This window comes from Microbacterium sp. PRC9, assembly GCF_031844125.1.
Classification (GTDB): Bacteria; Actinomycetota; Actinomycetes; order Actinomycetales; family Microbacteriaceae; genus Microbacterium.
Map to the genome: position 1 here is coordinate 279,368 of NZ_JAUZUR010000004.1, position 19,602 is coordinate 298,969.

At 70.0% G+C, this 19,602-nt stretch carries 20 protein-coding genes; 6 read left to right on the plus strand and 14 right to left on the minus strand.

Features of this window, described 5'->3' with window-relative positions:
- The first annotated feature begins 2 nt into the window (after positions 1–2).
- Positions 3–1,085, plus strand: a complete 1,083-nt coding sequence (locus Q9R33_RS10595; RefSeq protein ID WP_311293703.1) for a GNAT family N-acetyltransferase — start codon at positions 3–5, stop codon at positions 1,083–1,085.
- Positions 1,078–2,178 (plus strand): GNAT family N-acetyltransferase, encoded by a 1,101-nt coding sequence (locus tag Q9R33_RS10600; protein WP_311293704.1) that lies wholly within the window; start codon positions 1,078–1,080, stop codon positions 2,176–2,178. Before Q9R33_RS10595 ends, Q9R33_RS10600 begins: the two co-directional genes overlap by 8 nt.
- A gap of 24 nt (positions 2,179–2,202) precedes the next feature.
- Here the strand turns inward: Q9R33_RS10600 and mutM are convergent, their stop codons facing one another.
- From mutM to Q9R33_RS10630, 6 genes are all read right to left on the minus strand, one after another.
- Positions 2,203–3,150, minus strand: coding sequence for a bifunctional DNA-formamidopyrimidine glycosylase/DNA-(apurinic or apyrimidinic site) lyase (mutM, locus tag Q9R33_RS10605; RefSeq protein ID WP_311293705.1), 948 nt, complete (start codon positions 3,148–3,150; stop codon positions 2,203–2,205).
- The gene (rnc, locus tag Q9R33_RS10610; RefSeq protein WP_056367574.1) at positions 3,143–3,844 is read right to left on the minus strand and encodes a ribonuclease III; all 702 of its coding nucleotides are present in this window, start codon (positions 3,842–3,844) and stop codon (positions 3,143–3,145) included. The genes mutM and rnc overlap by 8 nt, the downstream gene beginning before the upstream one ends.
- A gap of 19 nt (positions 3,845–3,863) precedes the next feature.
- Positions 3,864–4,073, minus strand: coding sequence for a 50S ribosomal protein L32 (gene rpmF / locus Q9R33_RS10615; protein WP_045297913.1), 210 nt, complete (start codon positions 4,071–4,073; stop codon positions 3,864–3,866).
- 33 nt (positions 4,074–4,106) lie between these two features.
- On the minus strand, positions 4,107–4,589 hold the full coding sequence (locus Q9R33_RS10620) for a DUF177 domain-containing protein (protein WP_310247050.1): 483 nt from the start codon (positions 4,587–4,589) through the stop codon (positions 4,107–4,109).
- A 95-nt stretch (positions 4,590–4,684) separates the two neighbouring features.
- Entirely contained in the window at positions 4,685–5,182 is a 498-nt protein-coding gene (coaD, locus tag Q9R33_RS10625) for a pantetheine-phosphate adenylyltransferase (RefSeq protein WP_311293706.1), read from the minus strand.
- A gap of 41 nt (positions 5,183–5,223) precedes the next feature.
- Entirely contained in the window at positions 5,224–7,386 is a 2,163-nt protein-coding gene (locus Q9R33_RS10630; RefSeq protein WP_311293707.1) for an ATP-dependent DNA helicase RecG, read from the minus strand.
- A gap of 222 nt (positions 7,387–7,608) precedes the next feature.
- Here Q9R33_RS10630 and rsmD point away from each other — a divergent pair, with 222 nt between their 5' ends.
- Entirely contained in the window at positions 7,609–8,172 is a 564-nt protein-coding gene (gene rsmD, locus Q9R33_RS10635) for a 16S rRNA (guanine(966)-N(2))-methyltransferase RsmD (RefSeq protein WP_311293708.1), read from the plus strand.
- 37 nt (positions 8,173–8,209) lie between these two features.
- On the opposite strand, the gene thiL is transcribed toward rsmD, so the two are convergent.
- On the minus strand, positions 8,210–9,205 hold the full coding sequence (gene thiL / locus Q9R33_RS10640; protein WP_311293709.1) for a thiamine-phosphate kinase: 996 nt from the start codon (positions 9,203–9,205) through the stop codon (positions 8,210–8,212).
- Between the two features lie 57 nt (positions 9,206–9,262).
- Here thiL and Q9R33_RS10645 point away from each other — a divergent pair, with 57 nt between their 5' ends.
- Complete coding sequence (locus Q9R33_RS10645; protein ID WP_310247059.1) at positions 9,263–9,760, plus strand: DUF3515 family protein; 498 nt, start codon at positions 9,263–9,265, stop codon at positions 9,758–9,760.
- A 9-nt stretch (positions 9,761–9,769) separates the two neighbouring features.
- On the opposite strand, the gene Q9R33_RS10650 is transcribed toward Q9R33_RS10645, so the two are convergent.
- From Q9R33_RS10650 to Q9R33_RS10680, 7 genes are all read right to left on the minus strand, one after another.
- On the minus strand, positions 9,770–10,885 hold the full coding sequence (locus tag Q9R33_RS10650) for a D-alanine--D-alanine ligase family protein (RefSeq protein WP_311293710.1): 1,116 nt from the start codon (positions 10,883–10,885) through the stop codon (positions 9,770–9,772).
- Positions 10,785–11,921 (minus strand): NAD(P)H-dependent glycerol-3-phosphate dehydrogenase, encoded by a 1,137-nt coding sequence (locus Q9R33_RS10655; protein WP_311293711.1) that lies wholly within the window; start codon positions 11,919–11,921, stop codon positions 10,785–10,787. Before Q9R33_RS10655 ends, Q9R33_RS10650 begins: the two co-directional genes overlap by 101 nt.
- Complete coding sequence (locus Q9R33_RS10660) at positions 11,911–12,675, minus strand: 1-acyl-sn-glycerol-3-phosphate acyltransferase (protein ID WP_056367588.1); 765 nt, start codon at positions 12,673–12,675, stop codon at positions 11,911–11,913. Before Q9R33_RS10660 ends, Q9R33_RS10655 begins: the two co-directional genes overlap by 11 nt.
- A gap of 6 nt (positions 12,676–12,681) precedes the next feature.
- The gene (gene murA, locus Q9R33_RS10665) at positions 12,682–14,064 is read right to left on the minus strand and encodes a UDP-N-acetylglucosamine 1-carboxyvinyltransferase (protein WP_311293712.1); all 1,383 of its coding nucleotides are present in this window, start codon (positions 14,062–14,064) and stop codon (positions 12,682–12,684) included.
- A 74-nt stretch (positions 14,065–14,138) separates the two neighbouring features.
- Positions 14,139–14,735, minus strand: coding sequence for a 3-isopropylmalate dehydratase small subunit (leuD, locus tag Q9R33_RS10670; protein WP_056367590.1), 597 nt, complete (start codon positions 14,733–14,735; stop codon positions 14,139–14,141).
- Between the two features lies 1 nt (position 14,736).
- Entirely contained in the window at positions 14,737–16,209 is a 1,473-nt protein-coding gene (leuC, locus tag Q9R33_RS10675) for a 3-isopropylmalate dehydratase large subunit (RefSeq protein ID WP_311293713.1), read from the minus strand.
- A 252-nt stretch (positions 16,210–16,461) separates the two neighbouring features.
- Positions 16,462–17,535, minus strand: a complete 1,074-nt coding sequence (locus tag Q9R33_RS10680; protein WP_056367595.1) for a TerC family protein — start codon at positions 17,533–17,535, stop codon at positions 16,462–16,464.
- 246 nt (positions 17,536–17,781) lie between these two features.
- Between Q9R33_RS10680 and Q9R33_RS10685 the strand changes: the two genes are divergently transcribed.
- Together Q9R33_RS10685 and Q9R33_RS10690 are read left to right on the plus strand one after the other, a co-directional pair.
- Positions 17,782–18,339: a sigma-70 family RNA polymerase sigma factor gene (locus Q9R33_RS10685; protein WP_311293714.1), complete on the plus strand. Its 558-nt coding sequence runs from the start codon at positions 17,782–17,784 to the stop codon at positions 18,337–18,339.
- The gene (locus tag Q9R33_RS10690; RefSeq protein WP_311293715.1) at positions 18,336–19,520 is read left to right on the plus strand and encodes a DUF4349 domain-containing protein; all 1,185 of its coding nucleotides are present in this window, start codon (positions 18,336–18,338) and stop codon (positions 19,518–19,520) included. Before Q9R33_RS10685 ends, Q9R33_RS10690 begins: the two co-directional genes overlap by 4 nt.
- Positions 19,521–19,602: the final 82 nt, after the last annotated feature.

Consider the following 19,602-nt stretch of genomic DNA (forward strand, 5'->3'; position numbering starts at 1 on the left):
ACATGACCACCATCACGGGGCTCGAGTTCCGCCCCCTCGTCGTACCCGCCTCCATCGACGCACCGGACGCCGCCGACTTCGTCGAGATGGTGCGCGTGCGCAACCTCATCTACCGCGAGATCTCGGGGCATGACGACCACGGGATCACCGCGGACGAGCTGCTCCCGCACTACCAGCCTTCCGAATACCAGACCCGGCTCGGCTGGGTGATCGTCGACGACGGCGCGATCGTCGGTCGCATCGGCCTCGACGTCCCGCACGAGGACGGCTCCACCGCCGCGTTCTGGCTCATCGAGCTGCTCCGCGAGACGTGGGGCCGGGGCATCGGCTCCGCCGCCTACGAGCTCGTCGAGCGCACGGCACGCGAACACGGTCGCACCGTGCTGCAGTCGTGGGCCGAGCACCCGGCCGCGCGGGGACCGCAGCTCGCACCGCCCACGGGTTTCGGCGAGATCCCCGAGGACCACGTCGCCCGGTTCTATCTCCGGCACGGATACAAGCTCGAACAGGTCGAGCGCAACAGCGCCTTCGACCTGACGGGCTCGTTCGCCGGTGTCGAGCGACTCCTCGCCGAGGCGGAGGCTGCATCGCCGGCCTACCGCCTCGTCCAGTGGTCCGCGCCGACCCCGGACGAGTACGTGGCCGGCTACGCCTGGATGAAGTCCCGCATGTCGACGGATGCGCCGGCGGCGGCACTCGAATTCGACGAGGAGGCGTGGGACGCCGCGCGCATCGCCGAGCACGACGGGCGATACACCTCGTCCGGGCGCACGATCCTCGTCACGGCGGCACAGCACATCGAGACCGGTGAGCTGTGCGCGTTCAACGAGCTGGTGATCGGCAAGGACCACACCGAGGCGACGCACCAGGAGGACACCCTGGTGCTCAAGGAGCACCGCGGGCACAAGCTCGGAACGCTCGTGAAGTGCGCGGGGCTCCTGTCCTGGCGCGAGATCGCGCCGGACTCGGCGCGCGTCATCACCTACAACGCAGAGGAGAACCGGCCCATGCTGGATATCAACGAGGCGATCGGCTTCGTGCCGATCGCGTACGAGGGTGCATGGAAGAAGGTGCTCGATGACTGACCTGGCCGAAACCGCCGTCGTGACCGTTCAGCGGATCGTCGTCCCCGAGACGGCGGACGCCTCCGACGCCCGCGTGTTCCTGGAGATGGTGCGGATCGCGAACGCGGTCTGCCTCGAAGACGCCGGACACGACTACCTGCACGAGGAGCCCGACGAGATGCTCGGGTTCTGGCAGGACCAGACCGACTGGACGCAGCTCGGATTCGCCGCGGTGCGCGCAGACCAGGTGCTCGGGGCCGTGACGCTCATGATCTCGAACGAGGAGGCCGCGAGCACGGTCGAATTCGACCTCATGGTGGATCCGCCGCACCGGGGTAACGGTCTCGAGGAGCTGCTGCTCGCCGAGGTCGAGCGGGAGGCACGCGAGCGCGGACTCGCAACGATCCAGACCTGGACACTTCATCGACCGGATGCCGCGGGCCCGCGCCTTCAGCCCTCCACAGGGTGGGGTGCCGTCCCTGCCGACGACGCGCAGACGAAGTTCCAGCTGGCGAGCGGCTTCACGCTCGAGCAGGTGGAGCGAAACAGCGTCTTCGATCTGACCGGCGACTTCGCTCTCGTGCAGCGCATGCTCGCGGACGCGGTCGCGGTCGCCGGTGAGGAGTACCGCCCGATCCAGTGGACGTCGCCGACACCGCCGGAGTACGTCGACGGGTTCGCCTACGCGCTGTCACGCATGTCGACCGACGTGCCGGCCGGCGGCCTCGTCATCGACGAGCAGCACTGGGACGCCGCGCGGGTCGAGCGCCGCGACGCGCGCCTGAAGGCACAGGGGCTCACCGTCTCGGTCGCGGCCGTGCTCCACGTGCCGACGGGCCGGGTCGCCGCGTACAACGAGCTCGTGATCGGCGAGGACCGTTCCGGTGCGACCCAGCAGTACGGCACGCTCGTCGTGAAGGAGCACCGGGGCCACCGACTGGGAACGATCGTCAAGTGCGCGAACCTGCTGCGCTGGCGCGACCTCGTGCCCCAGTCGCCGCGGGTCTCGACATTCAACGCCGAGGAGAACCGCCACATGCTCGACATCAACGAGACCATCGGCTTCGTGCCGGCGTCGTACGCCGGGGCGTGGAAGAAGGTGCTCGAGCTCTGATCTGCGGCCCGCACCGCAGATCACTCAGACGTGTGCCGCGCTCGGTCCGTCCACACCCGAGCGCGGCACTCGCTGGCAATGCGCGCAGAAGTGACTCGAACGATTCGTGAACGACACGCGCACGATCGGACGGCCGCATCGGGGGCACGGCTCACCGGTGCGGCCGTACGCGTTGAGCGAGTGAGCGAAGTAGCCGGCCTGGCCGTTGACATTGACGTATTGCGCATCGAAGCTCGTGCCGCCTTCGGCCAGCGCCTTGTCGAGCACGTGGCGAACCTCGCCGAGGAGGCGGTTCACGGCGCGTGTCGGCAACGCGCGGGCGGGCGTCTCGGGGTGGATGCGCGCGGCCCACAGCGACTCGTCGGCGTAGATGTTGCCGACTCCGCTGACGACAGTCTGGTCGAGCAGCACGCGCTTGATCGCCGAGTCCTTGCGCGCGAGAGCACGCCGGAACCCGGCATCCGAGAACGCCTGGTCGAGGGGATCGCGCGCGATGTGCGCCACCTGCGCGGGGACGGATGCCTCGTCCGACCCGTGACCCCCGGGCGCCCCGTCGGGCGTGGCGATCAGGTCGTCGATTGCGAGCGAGCCGAACGTGCGCTGGTCGGCGAACACGACCGAGAGCTCACCGTGCACCGGATGTGCGAGGTCGATGCGCACGCGCTCATGCCGTTCAGGCGCCGCGCCCGGCGCACGCAGGAGCAGCTGTCCGCTCATGCCGAGGTGGCCGATCACCGCCTCCTCGGAGGAAGCTCCCGCCGCGTCGGCCTCCAGCGGAAGCCATAGGAATTTGCCGCGGCGGGCGGCGGCGGTGACGATGCGCCCTGTCAGGCGCGCCTCGAAGTCGGAGCCGCCGCCGGCGTGTCGCGTCAGCGCGCGTTCGTCGAGCACGGTGACGCCCACCACGAGCGCGCCGGTCACGGCTGGGGCGAGGCCGGCACGGACGACCTCGACCTCGGGAAGCTCAGGCACGCCCGCTGAGTGCGCGCCACGCCGTGAGCGCGGCGGCCATTTCCGCGTGCTTCTTGCTCGTACCGGCGCCTTCCGCCGAGAGCTCGCCCACCGTCACGATCGCGGTGAAGCGTCGGTCGTGGTCGGGTCCCGTCGAGGTGACCTCGTACGCGGGAGGCAGCAGGCCGGCGTGCGCGGCGAGCTCCTGCAGCGCCGTCTTCGGATCCATCGCCGCGCCGTAGCGCTCGGGATCGGCGAGCAGCGGTTCCACGAGCCGCAGCACGAGTCCGGTCGCGGCGTCGGATCCGGTCGACAGGTAGGTCGCCCCGAAGATCGCCTCCATGGTGTCGGCGAGGATCGAGTCCTTGTCGCGTCCGCCGGTGAGGATCTCGCCGCGGCCCAGCTTGAGGTGCGCGCCCAGGCCGATGCCGCGGGCGATCTCGGCCAGGGCGACCGTCGAGACGACGCTGGCGCGCCGCTTCGCGAGTGCGCCCTCTTCGAGCTCGGGATGACCCGTGAAGAGGCGCACCGTGACGGCCAGGCCGAGCACGGAGTCGCCGAGGAACTCGAGACGCTCGTTGTGGGGAGCCTGTCCGTTCTCATACGCCCAGGAACGATGCGTCAGCGCCAGCGACAGAAGCTCGGGGTCGATATCGACTCCGAGCTTCTGTGTGAGGTCTGAGAGCGTTTTGCGCTCCGCTGCGACGTCTGTCACGTCAGACCGTGCGCGACGATCAAACGTCGGCGACCTTGCGGCCCTTGTACTCGAGGAACAGCTCGGTGCCCTGCGAGTCGGTGACGACCTTCGCCTGGTGCGGACGGCTGTAGACGGTCTTGCCGTTCTCGACGGTCTTGACGAGCGTGGGGGCCTCGGCCTTCCACTGCGCGCGACGCGAGCGAGTGTTGGAGCGGGAGACCTTCCGCTTCGGGGGGTTACCTGCCATGGCTAGCTCTCTTCTGTGTTCTCGACGCCGCTGTCAACCGCGGGGGCGCGGTGCATCGTCGTCGTGGCTCGTGGTGAAGTCCTGGAGCGCGGCCCATCGTGGATCGAGGGGCTCGCTCTGCGGCGTTCCGGCATTCTCAGCCAGTCGCTCGCCCGTCATCGGATCGAGTCCGGGGCAATCCGGCTGGCACACCGGCTGAAACGGAAGCGACAGGACGACCGCTTCCCTGACCAGAGTTTCAAGATCCACGTGGTCGTCTTGAACCTCGAAGTCAGTTTCTTCCTCCCCAGGATACGTGAAAAGCTCCTGAAACTCGACTTTGAGCCCTTCGGCGATGTCGATGAGGCATCGACTGCAGATGCCGGTGTACTCGGTGTCGATCTCGCCGGACACGAGAATGCCCTCGTGCACCGACTCGAGGCGCACGTCCAGGACGACCGGTTCGCCCTCGGGGACGGCGACGAGCCCTTCGCCCCACTTCTCGGGAGCGGGGACCTCGAGGGTGTGCTCGCGCATCTCTCCGGATCGGTGGGCGATGTCGCGGACCGGGAGGACGAATGGACCCGTCACATGCTTTCTGACCACGGCTCCAGCCTAGCCGCGGTTTCTGGTCAGATGCCGCGCGCGCCGGTGTCGAGGAAACGCGCGACGGCGGGCGGGACGAACGGCGACACATCGCCCCCGAGCGACGCGACCTGCCGCACCAGCGAGCTCGAGACGAGCGCGTGCGCAGGATCGGGCAGCAGGAACACCGTCTCGACGTGCGCGAGGTGACGGTTCACGATCGCCATCGGCGTCTCGTAGGCCACGTCGACCTGCGATCGGATGCCCTTGACGAGGACGCCGGCTCCGACATCCGTCGCGTAGTCCACCAGCAGGCCCATGCTCCACGAGGCGACGATCACGTCGCCCTCGATCTCGGCCTCGGAGATCGACTGCTCGAGCAGCGACTGGCGCTGCGCGATGGGGAGCATCGCCTCCTTGCCGGGGTTGTGCACGACCAGCACGTGAAGCTGGTCGTACAGCGAGGCGGCGCGGCGGATCACGTCGAGATGACCGAGGGTCGGCGGATCGAACGATCCCGGGACGACGGCGATCCGGCTGCTCATGCGGTCCAGCCTAGTGGGCCGTCCGGAGGCCCTCGGACGCGTCAGTTCTTGGCGAGGGCCGCTCGCTCCGCCATGCCGACGTTGCGCTCGAGAGCAGCGGCGAGCCCGGGATGCCGCAGGAGCGCGGGGTCCTCGGCGAGAAGCCGCTCGGCCGCCACACGTGCCTCGGAGATGATGTCGGCGTCCTTCACGACCCGCAGCAGTCGCAGCGACGAGCGCGCCCCGGACTGCGCATCGCCGAGCACGTCGCCCTCACCCCTCAGCTCGAGGTCGATCTCCGCGAGGGCGAAGCCGTCGAGGGTCGAGGCGACGGCTTCCACACGCTCGCGGGCGGGGGTGCCGAGCGGAGCCTCGGTCACCAGCAGGCAGAGCCCCGGGACCCCGCCGCGTCCCACGCGTCCGCGCAGCTGGTGCAGCTGCGAGACACCGAACCGGTCGGCCTCGAGGATCGCCATCGTCGAGGCGTTCGGCACGTCGACGCCGACCTCGACCACGGTCGTCGCCACGAGCACATCGATGTCGCCCCGGGCGAAGGCCTGCATGACCGCGTCCTTCTCGTCCGACGGCATCTTGCCGTGGAGGACCTCGACGCGGATATTCGAGAACGACGGATGCCGCGACAGCACGTCCGCGACCTGGACGACGCCCCAGCGGGTCCGGGTCGACTCGCCCCCCGTGTCGCCGGCGGGCTCGTCGGCGGTGTCGTCCTTGGTGAGCTTCTCGGCGTCGATGGCGGCGCACACGACGAACGCCTGACGCCCCTGTGCGACCTCTTCGGCGACGCGCTCCCACACTCGCGCGAACCAGCCTGGACGCTCCGCGAGCGGAGCGACGAAGGTCTCGATGCCCGCGCGGCCCGCGGGCATGGTGCGAATCGTCGACACATCGAGATCGCCGAACACCGTCATCGCCACCGTGCGCGGGATGGGGGTGGCGGTCAGCACGAGCGCGTGCGGCGAGGATCCCTTGGCGCGCAGCGACTCGCGCTGCTCCACACCGAAGCGGTGCTGCTCGTCGACGACGACGAGACCGAGGTCGGCGAAGGTCGTGCTCTCGCTCAGGAGCGCGTGCGTCCCGACGACGATGAGCGCCTGTCCGGACGCGGCGCGCAGCGCCGCCTTTCGGCGCTCCGCCGCCGGGAGCTGCCCCGTGAGGAGCGTGGGCATGAGCTCGGGGGCGAGCTTCGGCCCCAGCATCCGTGCGATCGACCGCACGTGCTGCGCCGCCAGGACCTCGGTCGGCGCGATGAGGGCCGACTGACCACCCGACTGCGCGACCTGGAGCATGGCGCGCAGGGCGACGAGCGTCTTGCCGGAGCCGACCTCGCCCTGGACCAGGCGGTTCATGGGCCAATCCCCCTGCAGGTCACGCGCGACATCGTCGCCGACGGTGATCTGGTCGGGCGTCCGCGGGAACGGCAGTGCCTCGTCGAATCGCTCGAGCAGCGTTCCCGCAGCACGCTTGGTCGCCGACAGTGCGCGGACGAACTGCCGCTGCTGCAGGAGCGCTACCTGGAGGACGAACGCCTCCTGCATGCGCAGTGTGGCCCGCGCCGGGTCGATCTGCTCGAAGTCGGTCGGACGGTGGATGTGCTCGATGGCGGACCGGGCGTCGATGAGGCCGTGCCGTGCGCGCAGCTCGTCGGTGAGCGGCTCGGGCACCTCGCCGAGTCCGTCGAGGACGAGTTCGACGATCTTCTGCAGCTGCCAGCTCGCGACCGTGCTCGTCGCCGGGTAGATCGGGATGGGAAGGTTGGCGTTCGCCTGCACCTTGAGCCGCGCCGTGTCGGCATCTTCGAACAGCTCGTAGTCGGGGTGCGCGAGCTGCTGTGCGCCCTTGTAGATGCCCACCTTGCCCGCGAAGATCCCCTGCCGGCCGGGCTGCAGGTCGCGCACCCGCCACGACTGGTTGAAGAAGGTCAGCGACATCTCGCCGTTGCCGTCGCTGATCACGACCTCGAGCAGCGAACCGTTCCGGTTCTTCATGCGCCGTTCGCTCACACGGCGCACCTCGGCGACGATCGTCACCGGCTCGCCGAGCGGCAGCGTCGAGATCGGCGTCAGCTCGCCATGGCGGGCGTAGCGGCGGGGGTAGTGGACGAGCAGATCGCCGACCGTCGTCATGCCGAACGCACGCTCGAGGGCCGCCGCCGTCTTTCCGCCGATCGCGCCGCCGAGGCTCGAGTCGAGGGTGAAGGAGGCCACGCCACGAGTCTAGGAGCGACCGGCGACGTCCCGTGCGCCAGCCGAAGATGGACTCCACGATCTCGGAGAGGAACGCGCGCCCGTTCCGGTTCACCGTGGAGAGGTAGAGCCAGCCCCCTCCGGGTGCGACCCCCGCCGCCGCTCGCGCACCCCGCGAGCACGAATGTGGCAGAGGGGCGGCCGCGACAGGGCCGCACGGAGGCGGGCCGATATCGTGGGAGGGTGACGCGCATCATCGCCGGCCGTGCGGGCTCGCTCATGCTCGACGTGCCGGACGCCGGCACCCGGCCCACGAGCGACCGCGTGCGCGAGTCCCTCTTCGGCGCACTGGAGTCCGCGGACGCGCTCCACGGCGCCGCCGTGCTCGACCTGTACGCCGGCTCGGGTGCACTCGGCCTCGAAGCGGTGAGTCGCGGTGCGGTCTCCGCCGACCTCGTCGAGAAGTCCCCCCGCGCCGCGACCATCGTCCAGCGCAACGCGGGCCGGGTGACGAAGGCCGTCGGGTCCGGCAGCACGATCCGCGTGCACCGCGCATCGGCCGACGCCTTCCTGCGCTCGGCGCGCGGCCCCTTCGACCTGGTCTTCCTCGATCCGCCCTACGACCTCGGCGAGACGGAGCTGTCGTCGACCCTGGCGCTGCTCGTGCCGGTCCTCGCCGCCGGTGCGGACGTCGTGATCGAGCGCGCCACGCGCTCCCCTGAGCCGAGCCTGCCCGAAGGCCTCGTCGCCACGCGCTCGAAGCGCTACGGCGACACTGCGATGTGGTGGGCGACCACGGCGGACTGATCGACGGAGGGCGTCGAAGCGTCGCTCCGACGCCGGATCAGCCGGTGCCCGCGTCCCAATCGCGGTAGGGGTCCCAGCCGCCACGTCCGTCGTGGGCCCGGCCGTCGACGAGCACGGCGTCCTGGCCCCGCGCCTGCACCACGCCCACGCGGACGAACCCGTGCGGCAGCGGTCGGTCCGCCGGGAACGTCGCCAGCAGCGCGTGATCCTCACCGCCCGCGAGGGCCGATGCGACGTCGGATCCCAGCGCCGCCGACTCCAGGGCGATGGTGACTCCGGATGCCGCGGCCATGCGCGACGCGTCGAGCACGAGGCCGTCCGACACGTCCATCATCGCCGTCGCGCCCGCGTCGGCCGCCTCGGGACCGAGCCACACAGGAGGCGATGGACGCAGCTGGGCCGCGAGATCGGCGAGCTCCGCGTGGTCGAGCAGACTCTCGTCGACCGGGATCGGGTGGCCCGCGGCATCCGTGAAGCGTTCGAACAGGATGTCGAGGCCGCGCGCCGCGCGCCCCAGTTCGCCCGCCACGGCCACGAGGTCGCCGGGTTCGGCGCCGGAGCGCAGCACCGGTGAGCGGCCCGCGAGAGCCCCCAGCGCGGTCACCGCGATCGTGAGGGTGTCGGAGACCGTGAGGTCGCCGCCTTCGACCCGGCAGCCGGGCGCGAGGTCGCGGCAGGCGGCGCGCAGGCCGTCCGCGATGCCGGTGACGAACGAGAGACGCGTCGCATCGGGCATGGCGAGGGCGACGAGCAGGGCGGTGGGGGTCGCCCCCATGGCCGCGACGTCCGCGAGGTTGACAGCAGCCGCCTTGTAGCCGAGGTCGAACGCGCTCGACCACGCAAGGCGGAAGTCGGGACCGTGGACGAGCGTGTCGACCGTCGCCACCACCCGGCCGTCCGCGGCGGCGATCACGGCGGCATCGTCACCGGGTCCGACCAGGGCGTTCGACTCGCCGAGGCGCTCCAGGATGCGCCGCAGGATGCGCCCCTCGCTGAGCTCGCCCACCGTCGGATCTATGCGCTCGTCGACCACACGACCACGCTACCGGTGCCGACATCGCCCGCCGCGCCGCCGGGTTAGCCTGGAACGGTGCGTGTTCTCCCCTCCCTGATTGCGTTCGGGCTCGCGATGGTGGCGGCCGTCGGCTTGACGGGGTGCACCACCACCGTCGACCTGGATCCCGCGGAGGCCGCGAACGACCCGCTCTGCGCGGAGGTCACCTCGAACCTCCCGGGAACGGTCAGCGGTCAGGCGCGCCGGTGGACTGATGCGCAGGCCACGGGAGCGTGGGGCGATCCGGCCAAGGTGCTGCTCACGTGCGGCGTCGAGCCGCCGGGGCCGACCACCCTCCCCTGCCAGGACGTCGCGGGCGTCGACTGGATCATCGACGACTCCGACGCGCCCCGCTTCCGCGTGACCACGTTCGGCCGCACCCCGGCCGTTGAGATCTACCTCGACACGACCGCGGACGAGAACGGCGACGGCGTGTCGAGCCGCGACGTGCTCGACGCCCTGTCGCCGATCGTCAGCGTGCTGCCGGTCGACGGCCAGTGCCTCGATCGGGGCGAGGCGACCCCCGCTCCCTGATGCCCCGGCTCAGCGAGCCGCGCGGACGGCGACCGTCTGCTCGGCGCGCTCGAGTGCGGTGTCGATGAGTTCCGTGATGAGCTCGGGGTACGACATCCCCGACGCGATCCAGCACTTCGGGAACATCGAGATCGGCGTGAACCCCGGCATCGTGTTGAGCTCGTTGACGTAGAGCCCGTCCGCAGCGAGGAAGAAGTCGACGCGCGCGAGACCCTTGCCGTCTACCGCCTGGAACGCACGGATGCCGAGCTGCTGGATCGCGGCGATCTCGCTGTCGGTCAGGTCCGCGGGGCAGACCACCTCGGCACCGTCGCCGCCGAGGTACTTGCCCTCGAAGTCGTAGAACTCGCGCGTCGTGAGAACGATCTCGCCGGGCAGCGAGGCGCGCGGGGCGGCGCCGCCGCGTCCCTCGAGGATCGCGACCTCGACCTCCCGTCCGACGATCGCCGACTCGATGAGCACCTTGTCGTCCTCGGCGAACGCGAGAGCGAGCGCCGCATCGAGCTCCGAAGCGTCGTGGACCTTCGAGACGCCGACGCTCGACCCGGCGCGCGCAGGCTTCACGAAGGACGGCTCACCGAGGGCCGCAGCATCCGCTCGCACGCCCTCGGGGTCGCGCTCCCAGCGCTCCTGCGTCACGGTGACCCACGGGGAGACGGGCACGCCCGCCGCCTGCAGGACGATCTTCATGAAGTGCTTGTCCATGCACAGCGCGGAATCGAGCACGCCACCGCCCGCGTACGGGATCTCGAGCGTGTCGAAGTAGCCCTGGATCGTGCCGTCCTCACCATGCACGCCGTGCAGGATCGGGAGCACGACATCGAGGGCGCCGAGGTCCTCGACCGTTCCGTCGGCGCGGCGAACGCGCAGTTCGCGGTCACCGACCTCGGGCCACAGCACACGGGTGCCGTTGTCGACGACCTCCGGAAGCCGTTCGGCGTCGAGGGCGAACTTGTCGGGGTCGTCGTCCTCGAGGACGAAGACGCCGTCCCGCGTGATTCCGACGGGGATCACGCGGTAGCTGTCACGGTCGATCGCCCGCAGCACCCCGCCCGCCGTTGCGGAACTGATCGAGTGCTCGCTGGATCGACCGCCAAAGAGCACCGCCACCGCCGGCTGGTCCATTCGTCGTCCTCTCGCCCTGGGGGGTGTCGTCGTCGGTCGTGAGATGCGGCGCGATGTCGCGAGGGTTCATGGTGCCGTCGAGCACCATCTTCACCTGCTCGACGATGGGCATCTGCACGCCCACCTCCCGCGCCAGCTGCAGGATGGGCGCGACGGACGCGAGCCCCTCCGCCGTCTGGTTCATCTGCTTGACGACGTCGTCGAAGCGATAGCCCTGGCCGAGCAGTCGCCCGGCGGTGTTGTTGCGGCTCAGCGGCGACTGGCAGGTCGCGATGAGGTCGCCGAGCCCGGCGAGGCCCTGGAGCGTCTCGTGCTGGGCGCCGAACGCCACCGCGAAGTCCGTCATCTCGACGAGGCCGCGCGTGATGATCGAGGCCTTCGTGTTCTCGCCGTAGCCGACGCCGTCGACGATGCCGATCGCCACCGCGATGAGGTTCTTGAGCACGCCGCCGAACTCGGTGCCGATCACGTCGGTGTTGACGAACGTGCGGAAGTACCTGTTGCGCGCGCGCCGGGCGACAGCCTCGGCCGTCTCCTGGCTCGTCGACGAGATGACGGCAGCGGTCGGCTGCTCGCGGGCGATCTCGAGGGCGAGGTTGGGGCCGGAGGCGACTGCGATGCGCGCGGGGTCGCAGTGGAGCTCCTGCTCGATGACCTGGCTCATGCGCAGGCCCGTCCGCCGCTCGACACCCTTCATGAGCGACACGATGGGCGCGTCGCTCTGCGCGATCAGCGGGCGGACCGCTTTGAGGTTCTGGCGCACCGCCTGGCTCGGGATCGACAGATAGATCTGCTCCGCGCCCTCGAGGGCCTCCGACAGATGATGGGTGGCGTGCATGTCGCGCGGCAGGTTGATGCCGGGGAGGTACTCGCTGTTGCGCTTGCCCTCCTGGATCTCGCTCGCGAGCTCGGGCCGCCGTGCCCACATCGTGACGTGGGCGCCGCCGTCGGCCAGGATCTTGCCGAACGTCGTGCCCCAGCTGCCCGCGCCGATGACGGCGACGCGCGGGCGCGCGGCATCCTGCCTACGACTCAAGGCGCCCCGTCTCCTTCTGGCCGTGATCGGCCGGGTTCCAGCGCTCCGGGGGTGCGGGCTCGCCGCGCAGCTGCGAGAGGAGGCCCGAGATGTCGGCCATCACGGCGTCCGTCGCCGCGACGAGCGCGGTCTGCGACGAGGCCGAGCCGGCATACGCCGACAGGTCCACCGGGTCGCCCACGATCACGCGCACGCGGCGGCGCAGCGGCCAGAGCTTGAGCTTTCCGTAGCGCGGGAGCACCTGCTGCGAGCCCCACTGCGCCATGGGGATGACCGGGATGCCTCCCGCCAGCGCAAGACGGACGGCTCCGGTCTTGCCGCGCATCGGCCAGAGGTTCGGCTCGCGGGTGAGCGAGCCCTCCGGGTAGACGATCACTCCGCGACCGTGCTCCACGAGGGTCTGCGACGCCTCCAGCGTGGCGCGAGCCGCGGCGGCCGACGTCGCCCGAGCGACCGGCACCATCCCCGTGATACGCAGGACCCACCCCAGCACCGGCACGCGGAACAGGCTCTCCTTCGCCATGAACCGAGGCGCACGGCCCAACCGCCACACGGCGAGGGCGACCACGAGTGGGTCGATCTCGCTCATGTGGTTCGGAGCGAGCACGTAGGCACCATCGCGCGGGAGCTTCCTGCCGTCTTCGATCTCCAGTTTGAAGAGCAGACTCAGGAGCGGCACGAGGAGGCCGGCCAGCGGCCAGAAGGCGCTCGGTCGCGTCTTCTCAGCCGACGCGCGCGGACGATCGGTGGCCACCGGGGGTTATCCGATGACGTCGAAGTCGGCGCCGAGCTGGTCGAGCTTGGCGAAGAACTTCTCGTAGCCGCGACGGATGATCCCGACGTTGCGGACGACCGACTCCCCCTCGGCTGCCAGTGCCGCGATCACGTAGCTGTAGCCACCGCGGAGGTCGGGGACGACCACATCGGCGCCGTGAAGAGGTGTCGGGCCGTTGATCACGGCCGCCTGCTCGAGGGCACGGCGCGGGACTCGGCGGCCAGGCGCATCGATGCCGTCGCGATGCACGACGATGTCGGCGCCCATCAGGTTGAGCGCCTCGGTGAATCCGAGCCGGTTCTCGTACACGGTCTCGTGCACGGTCGACTTGCCCTGAGCCTGCGTGAGCGCGACGATGAGCGGCTGCTGCCAGTCGGTCATGAAGCCGGGGTGCACATCGGTCTCGACGACGACCGGCTTCAAGGCCCCGCCGCGGCGGAACTGAATGCCGTCCTCGCGGACGTCGAACCATCCGCCGGCCTTGCGGAAGACGTTGAGGAAGGTCAGCATCTCCTGCTGGCGCGCTCCGCCGACGAAGATGTCGCCGTCGGTCGCCAGCGCCGCGCACGCCCACGATGCGGCCTCGTTGCGGTCGAAGATCGCGCGGTGGTCGTATCCGCGCAGCGAGTCGACGCCCTCGATGAAGATGACGCGGTTCGGCTCGTACGAGATGATGGCGCCCATCTTCTGGAGCACCGCGATGAGATCCATGATCTCGGGCTCGATCGCGGCGTTCCGCAGCTCCGTCACGCCCTTCGCGCGCACGGCCGTGAGCAGCACCTGCTCGGTCGCGCCGACGCTCGGATACGGCAGCTCGATGTTCGCGCCGTGCAGCCCGTCGGGCGCGGTGATGCGGATGCCCTCGTAGCTCTTGTCTACGACGGCCCCGAAGGCGCGCAGCGCATCCATGTGGAAGTTGATCGGGCGGTCCCCGATGCGGCAGCCGCCGAGGTCGGGGATGAGCGCCTCGCCGAGGAGGTGCAGCAGTGGTCCGCAGAAGAGGATCGGGATGCGGGAGGCCCCGGCGTGCGCGTCGATCTCTTCGAAGTGCGCGGCGACGGCCCCACTCGGGTCGAGGTGGATCGTACCTTCCTCCTCGCCGTCCACGACGCGGACGCCGTGGACTTCGAGAAGGGAGCGGACCACCTGGACGTCGCTGATGTCGGGGACGTCGCGCAGCGTGCTGGCGGTCTCTCCGAGGAGGGCCGCCACCATCGCCTTCGTGACGAGGTTCTTGGCGCCCTTGACTTCGACGCGCCCGGTCAGCGGTCGCCCGCCCCGGATCGCGAGGACTTCGCCGGTCAGTTCCTGCTCTCCCGCTTCGGCAGTGGTGCTTTCGCCGGCGGCGACGTTCAGGAGCGGCTTCATCCGGTGGTCCTCACTTGGTGTGCAGAGGGGGCTTGCGACGGTCGGGTGCCCGGGGTCTGGGCGCCCGGCCCGGCTTACGGAACGGGAAGTGTCCGCGGCCGCCACGCCTCTCGGCGAGCCTCGAACTGCGCGATCTTGTCTGCGTCGCGCAGCGTGAGCCCGATGTCGTCGAGCCCTTCGAGAAGCCGCCACCTAGTGTAATCGTCGATCTCGAAAGGGAGCTCCAGCGCGCCGATGCGCGCGGTGCGGGCGTCGAGGTCGACCGTCATCGACACGCCCGGATCCGCCTCGATGGCGGCCCACGCGGCCTCGAGGTCGGCCTCGGAGATCACTCCGGCGACGAGCCCCTGCTTGCCCGCGTTCCCGCGGAAGATGTCGGCGAACCGCGGGCTCAGCACGACCTTGAACCCGAAATCGCGCAGCGCCCACACGGCGTGCTCACGGCTCGAGCCTGTGCCGAAGTCGGGGCCGGCGACGAGGATGCTGGCACCCGCGTATGCGGGCTGATTCAGCACGAACTCGGGGTCCTGGCGCCAGCTGGCGAATAGGGCGTCCTCGAAACCCGTCTTGGTGACGCGCTTCAGGTAGACGGCGGGGATGATCTGGTCGGTGTCGACCGCGGAGCGCTTCAGCGGCGCGGCGATGCCGGTGTGCGTCGTGAACTTCTCCATGTCAGGCCTCCGTGCCCTCGGCTGCGGCCGCGACGGGCGCGGGAAGATCGCCCGGGCTCGCGAGGCGGCCCATGACGGCGGTGGCCGCGGCGACGAGCGGCGAGACGAGGTGCGTGCGGCCGCCCTTGCCCTGACGGCCCTCGAAGTTGCGGTTGCTCGTGGAGGCGCAGCGCTCCCCAGGAGCGAGCTGGTCGGGGTTCATGCCGAGGCACATCGAGCAGCCGGCGAAACGCCACTCGGCGCCGAAGTCCTCGATGACCTTGTCGAGGCCCTCGGCCTCGGCCTCGAGGCGGACCCGAGCCGAGCCCGGGACGACCATGACACGCACACCGTCCGCCTTCTTGCGGCCTTCGATGACCGACGCGAACGCACGGAGGTCCTCGATGCGGCTGTTCGTGCACGACCCCATGAACACGGCGTCGACGGGCACCTCTTTGAGCGGGGTGCCGGGCACCAGATCCATGTACTCGAGCGCACGCTCTGCGGCGGCGCGCTCGTTGGGGTCGGCGAAGTCTTCAGGCGACGGGACGGATGCGCTCAGCGAGACGCCCTGGCCCGGATTGGTGCCCCACGTCACGAACGGCTCGAGCTCGGCGGCGTCGAGGAACACCTCGGCGTCGTAGACCGCGCCCTCGTCGCTCGGGAGCGTCCGCCAGTAGGCGACGGCGTCGTCCCAGTCCTGACCGGTCGGCGCGTGCGCACGGCCCTTCACGTACGCGAAGGTGGTCTCGTCGGGCGCGACCATTCCGGCGCGGGCGCCGGCCTCGATCGACATGTTGCAGATCGTCATGCGGCCCTCCATGGAGAGGGAACGGATGGCGCTGCCGCGGAACTCGAGCACGTACCCCTGCCCGCCGTTCGCACCGATCTTGGCGATGATCGCGAGAACGATGTCCTTGGCGGTGACGCCGGGCTTCAGCTCGCCCTCGACCGTGATCGCCATGGTCTTGAAGGGCTTGAGCGGCAGCGTCTGCGTCGCGAGGACGTGCTCGACCTCGCTGGTGCCGATGCCGAACGCCATCGCGCCGAACGCGCCGTGCGTGGAGGTGTGCGAGTCTCCGCAGACCACCGTGATGCCCGGCATGGTCAGACCCAGCTGTGGTCCGACGACATGGACGATGCCCTGCTCCTTGTCACCGAGCGAGTGCAGGCGCACGCCGAACTCCGCGGCGTTGCGCCGCAGCGTTTCGATCTGGGTGCGGCTCGTGAGGTCGGCGATCGGCTTGTCGATGTCGAGCGTCGGGGTGTTGTGGTCCTCGGTCGCGATCGTCAGGTCGAGGCGCCGCACCGGGCGGTCCTCCGCCCGCAGACCGTCGAACGCCTGGGGGCTGGTGACCTCGTGCACCAGGTGCAGGTCGATGTAGATCAGGTCCGGCTGACCGTCTTCGCCGCGGACGACGACGTGGTCGTCCCAGACCTTCTCGGCGAGGGTGCGGGGACGATCGGGAATACCGGATGCATCGGTCATGCTCATTGCTAGTCGTTCTCCTCTGTGGGACTGCGCCCGAAAGGGTGGGGCCCGCGACGAACTCCGCGACGAGGGAGGCCTGGGGACTAGGACTCGTCGCGGCCGCTAAGGAGAAGGCGAGCGATCCGCACGTGCCCAGGCTACCACCGTCGAAACGGGCACCCGCGCCGCCGCCGTCATCTGCCGCCTCCCCGCGCTCCCGCACCTCGGGCCGCCGACGACGGTCGGCGGCCCGAGGGATACGGCTGGAGAAGGCGGTCAGCGAGCGTCGTCCGAACGGGGCTGATCGACCGTTGGTGGGGTGCCCTTCTCGTCCGCCACGACGGCGGCCGCAGCATCCGCGTTCGGCATCTTCTTCTCACGTGCGGACGCGACGAGGCTCGCCACCGTCGCGACCAGCATCGAGACGATGATGACGCCGAGCGACATCCACGTCGAGATCTCGGGTGCCCATTCGATCGGCTCGCCGCCGTTGATGAACGGAAGCTCGTTGACGTGCATGGCGTGGAAGACGAGCTTCAGACCGATGAAGGCCAGGATGAACGCGATGCCGTAGTGCAGGTAGCGAAGGCGATCCAGCAGGTCGCCGAGGAGGAAGTAGAGCTGGCGCAGGCCCATGAGAGCGAAGATGTTCGCAGTGAACACGATGAACGCGCTCTGGGTGATGCCGAAGATCGCGGGGATCGAGTCGATCGCGAACAGCAGGTCGGTCACGCCGATCGCCGCGAACACGATGATCATCGGCGTCCACATCTTCTTGCCGTCCACGACCGTGCGGATCTTCGCGCCGTCGTAGTGGTCGCTGATGTCGATCGTGCGGCGCAGCATGCGCACCACGAAGTTCTCCTGCTTCACGTCGGAGTCGTGATCGCCGCCGGGGAAGGCCTGGCGCCAGGCGGTCCACACCAGGAACGCGCCGAAGATGTAGAAGATCCAGCTGAACTGCTCGATCACCGCGGCGCCGACCAGGATGAAGATGCCGCGCAGCACGAGGGCGATGATGATGCCCACCATCAGCACCTCCTGCTGGTAGCGGCGAGGCACCGCGAACTGCGACATGATCAGCACGAAGACGAACAGGTTGTCGATCGACAGGCTGTACTCGGTGAGCCAGCCGGCGACGAACTGGCCGGCGTACTCGGGCCCGGCGACGATCCACATGATGCCCGCGAAGATGAGGGCGAGCGTCACGTAGAAGACGACCCACAGCGTCGACTCGCGTGTCGACGGGATGTGCGGCCGCTTCAGGATCAGCAGGAGATCCGCGAGCAGGATCAGGGTGAGGATCACGAGCGATCCGATTTCGAACCACAGCGGGAGTTCGAGGTCCATGGAGGGCCTTTCGAAGGGGACGTGAGAGGGGTCGGCGGAATCCGAAAGTCTCTCCCCCGCCGGCTGACCGCCTGCGGCGCGCACCCGGGGTCGCAATGTCGGGACCCGTGATGACGGATGCGCGGTGTCGGGATACTCCCTCTCGCTCGCAACAGGATACAGGCTCGGCGAAGCGCGACCGGCGCCGGTGAGACGATCCGGACGATGCGGACACTGACACGGTGAGAGACAATTCGGAGGATGGGGATGACGGGCGAGGACCTGCCGGGCGACGCCGAGCTCGTAGTGCTGGCTGCGGGCGGGAGCGAGCACGCCTTCCGCACGCTGTACCGGGCGTACGTGCGCCCGGTCTACTGGCTGGCGCACGGGCTCGTCGGCAACCCGGCGGACGCCGAGGAGGTCACGCAGGAGACGTTCCTCGTCGCCTGGCGCAAGCTCCCCGACCTCGAGCTGCTCGGCGATTCGCTCCTGCCCTGGCTCGCGACGATCTGCCGGTTCCAGTCCGCGAACCGCATCCGCCGGCAGCGGCGCGACCGCGAGCACACCGGGGCCGCGGCCGACGAGACCCTGGCGTCCACGGTCGACGTCGAGCAGCAGGTCATCGACGACCGCCTGGCCGAGGCGATCCTGCACGAGGTCGCCGGGCTCGGCGAGCTCGATCGCGCCATCTTCCGGCTGTGCGCGACCGAAGGGTACGCGTACCAGGCGGCCGCCGACGAGCTCGGCGTCGCGCACGGCGTCGTCCGCAATCGTCTCTCCCGCATCCGCACCCGACTGCGGACCGTCGTGAAGGAGAGCACATGAGCACGCAGCCCACGGGTCCCGAGACCCCCGCACCCCTCCCCGAACTCAGCTCAGAGCGCATCGACGAGATCGAGGACGCTCTCTTCGCCGACATCGCACACGAGCGGACCCGCCGATCCGCACGGCTCACGCGGCGAGGACGCCTCTGGATCGCCGGCGGCGCGGCAGCCGCGGTGATCGCCGTCGCGGCCGTGATCGCCCCGTCCGTGGGCTCGTTGGTCAGCCCCTCGGGCAGCGTCGGCGACGAATCCGCCGTCGCGCCCGTCGCGCCCGCCGACTCCGGCGCGAACACGACGGACTCCTCGGGTGGTGCCGACACCCGCGAATCCGCACCGCTCACGGTCGCACCCGGCGCAGCCGGTGACACCGCCGCCGGCGCGGCGGCTGCTGATCGCGACATCATCACCACGGCCTCCGCGACGGTCACCGCTGAGGAGGTGGACGCGGCTGCACGGGCCATCGCCAACTCGGCAGTCGCCCACGGCGGCTATGTCGAGTCGCTGAGCGTCGGCAGCGACGGCACGGTGTACCCGGTGAGTCCCACCGACGGCGGCATCGTCTACGACACCATGCCCTACCCGTATCCGACGGACGGCGCGTGGATCACCGTCCGCGTCCCCGCCGACCAGCTGCAGAGCGTCGTCGACGAGCTCGACGACGTGGGCGAGGTGACGGCGACCAACCTGTCCCGTCAGGACGTCACCGAGCAGACAGTGGACCTCGAGGCGCGCATCGATGCGGCGCAGGCGTCCGTGGACCGCCTCACCGAGCTGATGACGCAGGCGCAGAGCGTCGCCGACCTCATCGCCGCAGAGTCCGCGCTGGCGGAACGCCAGGCGACGCTGGAGTCCTACCAGCAGCAGCTCGAGATGATCGACGACCAGGTCGCCATGTCGACACTGTCGGTCACGGTCGTCCCCGAGGTCGAGCCGGTGACCGCCGATCCCGCCGGGTTCGGCGACGGCCTCGCCGCGGGCTGGAACGGCCTCGTCGCCACGCTCAACGGCATCGTGGTCGCGCTCGGCTTCCTCCTGCCCTGGCTCGCCGTGGCGGCCGTGATCGCGGTCGTGGTGTGGGCCATCGTGCGACTCGTCCGCGGGCGTCGGCGTCGGCGGACGGATGCTGCGACCCCTGCTTCGCCGACCGTCGACGCGGACCGTTCCACCGACTCGTCACGATGACGGTCTCGGCGCCGTCCGCCCCCTAGGGAGTCGCCCCGGGGCGGCCCTACGGAGAACAGGAGTTGCTCTCGACACCCGAAGC

Coding starts and splice junctions, on each gene's coding strand:
- Q9R33_RS10595 (WP_311293703.1), top strand. CDS start 3: ATGACCACCATCACGGGGCTCGAGTTCCGCCCCCTCGTCGTACCCGCC.
- Q9R33_RS10600 (WP_311293704.1), top strand. CDS start 1,078: ATGACTGACCTGGCCGAAACCGCCGTCGTGACCGTTCAGCGGATCGTC.
- rpmF (WP_045297913.1), bottom strand. CDS start 4,073: ATGGCAGGTAACCCCCCGAAGCGGAAGGTCTCCCGCTCCAACACTCGC.
- Q9R33_RS10620 (WP_310247050.1), bottom strand. CDS start 4,589: ATGCGCGAGCACACCCTCGAGGTCCCCGCTCCCGAGAAGTGGGGCGAA.
- coaD (WP_311293706.1), bottom strand. CDS start 5,182: ATGAGCAGCCGGATCGCCGTCGTCCCGGGATCGTTCGATCCGCCGACC.
- Q9R33_RS10650 (WP_311293710.1), bottom strand. CDS start 10,885: ATGGACCAGCCGGCGGTGGCGGTGCTCTTTGGCGGTCGATCCAGCGAG.
- murA (WP_311293712.1), bottom strand. CDS start 14,064: ATGAAGCCGCTCCTGAACGTCGCCGCCGGCGAAAGCACCACTGCCGAA.
- leuD (WP_056367590.1), bottom strand. CDS start 14,735: ATGGAGAAGTTCACGACGCACACCGGCATCGCCGCGCCGCTGAAGCGC.
- leuC (WP_311293713.1), bottom strand. CDS start 16,209: ATGAGCATGACCGATGCATCCGGTATTCCCGATCGTCCCCGCACCCTC.
- Q9R33_RS10680 (WP_056367595.1), bottom strand. CDS start 17,535: ATGGACCTCGAACTCCCGCTGTGGTTCGAAATCGGATCGCTCGTGATC.
- Q9R33_RS10685 (WP_311293714.1), top strand. CDS start 17,782: ATGACGGGCGAGGACCTGCCGGGCGACGCCGAGCTCGTAGTGCTGGCT.
- Q9R33_RS10690 (WP_311293715.1), top strand. CDS start 18,336: ATGAGCACGCAGCCCACGGGTCCCGAGACCCCCGCACCCCTCCCCGAA.